At 63.7% G+C, this 2,930-nt stretch carries 2 protein-coding genes and 1 pseudogene; 1 reads left to right on the top strand and 2 read right to left on the bottom strand.

All coding sequences use genetic code 11. The features are described 5' to 3' along the window. A pseudogene (locus tag GLP40_RS33040) lies at window positions 1–178 on the bottom strand (2,3-dihydroxybiphenyl 1,2-dioxygenase); the annotation flags it as partial. 45 nt (window positions 179–223) lie between these two features. Further along, window positions 224–1,393, bottom strand: coding sequence for a 3-hydroxy-9,10-secoandrosta-1,3,5(10)-triene-9,17-dione monooxygenase oxygenase subunit (gene hsaA / locus GLP40_RS33035; protein ID WP_154791955.1), 1,170 nt, complete (start codon window positions 1,391–1,393; stop codon window positions 224–226). Window positions 1,394–1,602: 209 nt separating this feature from the next. Between hsaA and GLP40_RS33030 the strand changes: the two genes are divergently transcribed. Beyond that, a complete protein-coding gene (locus GLP40_RS33030; protein WP_196054887.1) occupies window positions 1,603–2,805 on the top strand; it encodes a Rieske 2Fe-2S domain-containing protein in 1,203 nt (400 codons plus the stop codon). Window positions 2,806–2,930 lie beyond the last annotated feature (125 nt).

Genomic DNA, 2,930 nt, shown 5'->3' with positions numbered 1-2,930 from the left:
GGTCCTTCTCACCGGGGATGATCACCAGCCGCGCGGCGAAATCGTCCATACGCAGATACAGCGCGTCGGGGTTGGCCCCGTCGCCCTCCATCATGCCGAGCACCTTCAGGCCGTACTCGCGCCAGGCCGCCATATCGGTGGCCTCGATGCGGACGTAGCCGAGCGCTTGAATACCCATGATCACCCTTCGCTTTCGATACCGAATCGGACCGTGAACACCGGACTACACCATCGTGTCGCCGATGGGCAGCCCGAAAGCGTGGTTGCCGTACATGACGTATGCGCGCTCGGCGTCGTTGGCCGCGTGCACCCGGCCGGCATGCGCGTCACGCCAGAACCGCTGCAACGCGGTGCCCTCCATGAGAGCGGTGGCTCCCGCGGCCTCGAACAACCGGTCAATGGAGGCGACGGCACGACCGGTGGCGCGCACCTGATCGCGGCGGGCGCGGGCCCGCAGCTCGAACGGAATCTCCCGGCCCGCAACCAGACACGCGTACTCGTCGGCGATGTTTCCCGACAGCTGCCGCCACGCCGCGTCGATGTCGCTGGCGGCCTCGGCGATCCGGACCTTGCCGAAGGGGTCGTCCTTGGCGTGCTCACCCGCGTAGGCGGCGCGAACCCGCTGCCCCTGGTGCTCGATGTGCGCCGCCAGCGCGCCGTAGGCCATGCCGACGATCGGGGTGGAGATGGTGGTGGGATGGATCGTGCCCCAGGGCATCTTGTACACCGGGTCGGCATTGTGCTCCAGGCCAGGGGATTTCAGTTGTCCCATGGCGGCGAAGCCGAGGAAGCGGTGCGTGGGCACGAATACGTTCTCGACCACGACCGTATTGGAGCCGGTGCCACGCAGACCGACCACATGCCATACGTCGTCGATGCGATAGTCGCTGCGCGGGATGAGGAACGACCCGAAGTCGACCGGCTTGCCGTCCTTGATCACCGGGCCGCCGACGACCACCCAGTCGGCGTGATCGCAGCCGGAAGACCAGGCCCAGGCACCGTTCACGAGGTATCCGGAGCCGTCCTCGGTCACCACGCCCGCCCCCATCGGGGCGTACGAGGACGCGATCCGCACATCGGCGTCCTCGCCCCACACATCCTGCTGTGCCCGCTGATCGAACAGCGCCAGGTGCCAATTGTGGATGCCGAGGATGCCGGCCACCCAGCCGGTCGAGCCGCACGCGCTCGCGATCGTGCGGACGGTGTCGTAGAAGACGACCGGATCGGCCGCGTGACCACCCCATTGACGCGGCTGCAGCAGTTTGAAGAATCCGGTCTCCTGCAAGTCCTTGATGGACTGCTCCGGGATACGCCGCAGATCTTCCGTCTCCTGGGCGCGGTCGCGCAGTGTGGGCAGCAATGCCTCCACGCGGTCGATGATTTCCTCGGCCATCTCGCGGGATACTCCTGACTATCAGTCGGTGGCGACCTCAATCACCACACAAATAGAACACGTTCTAGTCACTATCGAGGATCAGCATGACGTAGGCCAGTGGAGAAAATGACCTAAAAATAGGGACCTTTGACCATTGCCCCACCACCGCCACTCGGCCGAAGCTGTCACAGTTCTGTAACTCGTTCTAGTGCATTGAGGAGTGCGTGATGGCGACAGACCGTCAGGGCCGCGGCAGGAATGTCCGCGAGATCGACGTGGGCACCATGCCCAGCCGGTACGCCCGCGGCTGGCACTGTCTCGGCCTCGCCGAGACCTTCCGCGACGGTAAACCGCACTCGGTCAACGCCTTCGGTACCAAACTGGTCGTCTGGGCCGACAGCACGGGTGAACTGAAGGTACTGGACGCGTACTGCCGGCACCTCGGCGGGGACCTCTCCATGGGAAAGGTCAAGGGTGACAATGTCGCCTGCCCGTTCCACGACTGGAGCTGGGGCGGCGACGGCAAATGCAAGGACATCCCCTACGCCCGCCGGGTTCCGCCATTGGCCCGCACCCGCTCCTGGCTCACATTGGAACGCAATGGGCAACTGTTCGTGTGGCACGACCACGAAGGCAATCCGCCCGCTCTCGGTGTGACGATTCCCTATGCGCAGGGCGCATACACCGACGCCGAGGGCAACGACCTCGACGCGATGAATCCGGATTGGACTCCCTGGACGTGGAACTCGATCCTCATCGAGGGCTCCAACTGCCGCGAGATCATCGACAACATCGTCGATATGGCGCACTTCTTCTACATCCACTACGCCTTCCCCACCTACTTCAAGAACGTCTTCGAGGGCCACGTCGCCACGCAGTACCTCGAGACCAAGGGCCGCCCCGACATCGGCATGGCCACCAAATACGGCGGCGACACCCTCCTGAAATCGGAGGCGTCCTACTTCGGGCCCGCGTACATGATCAACCCCCTGCTCAACATCTACAGCGGATTCGAGGTGCGCAGCGTCCTGGTCAATTGCCATTACCCGGTCACCCAGGACTCGTTCGTTCTCCAATACGGGATCACGCTGGAGAAGCCGAAAGGCATCCCGGATGAGCACGCCCAGAAACTGGCCGAGAAGATGACCGAGGGCATCGCCGTCGGCTTCCTGCAGGATGTCGAGATCTGGAAGCACAAGTCCAAGATCGAGAATCCGCTCCTGTGCGACGAGGATGGCCCGGTCTACCAACTGCGCCGCTGGTACGAACAGTTCTATGTCGACGTCGCCGACATCGACCCGAAATCCCAGCAGCGCTTCGAGTTCGAGGTCGACACCTCCAAGGCCAACGAGGTGTGGGAGGCCGAGGTCGCCGAAAACCTGCGCAAGATGCAAGAAACCGTTCCCACACCCCTTTCGACGGACTCGTGAGGATCTGCGAGATATGGCCTATGTGATCACGCAGCGTTGTTGCAACGACGCCAGCTGCGTACCCGAGTGTCCGGTCGATTGCATTCGTCCCACGCCTGAGCAACGCGAGTTCGCCACGACCGAGC

This window comes from Nocardia aurantiaca (assembly GCF_009708175.1).
Lineage (GTDB): Bacteria > Actinomycetota > Actinomycetes > Mycobacteriales > Mycobacteriaceae > Nocardia > Nocardia aurantiaca.
The sequence above is the reverse complement of the archived record's forward strand: the minus strand, read 5'-3'. Positions and strand labels throughout refer to the sequence as shown.

Bases quoted from the DNA above. Each gene is read 5' to 3' on its own strand.
- GLP40_RS33030 (WP_196054887.1), top strand. From the start codon at position 1,603: ATGGCGACAGACCGTCAGGGCCGCGGCAGGAATGTCCGCGAGATCGAC.
- hsaA (WP_154791955.1), bottom strand. From the start codon at position 1,393: ATGGCCGAGGAAATCATCGACCGCGTGGAGGCATTGCTGCCCACACTG.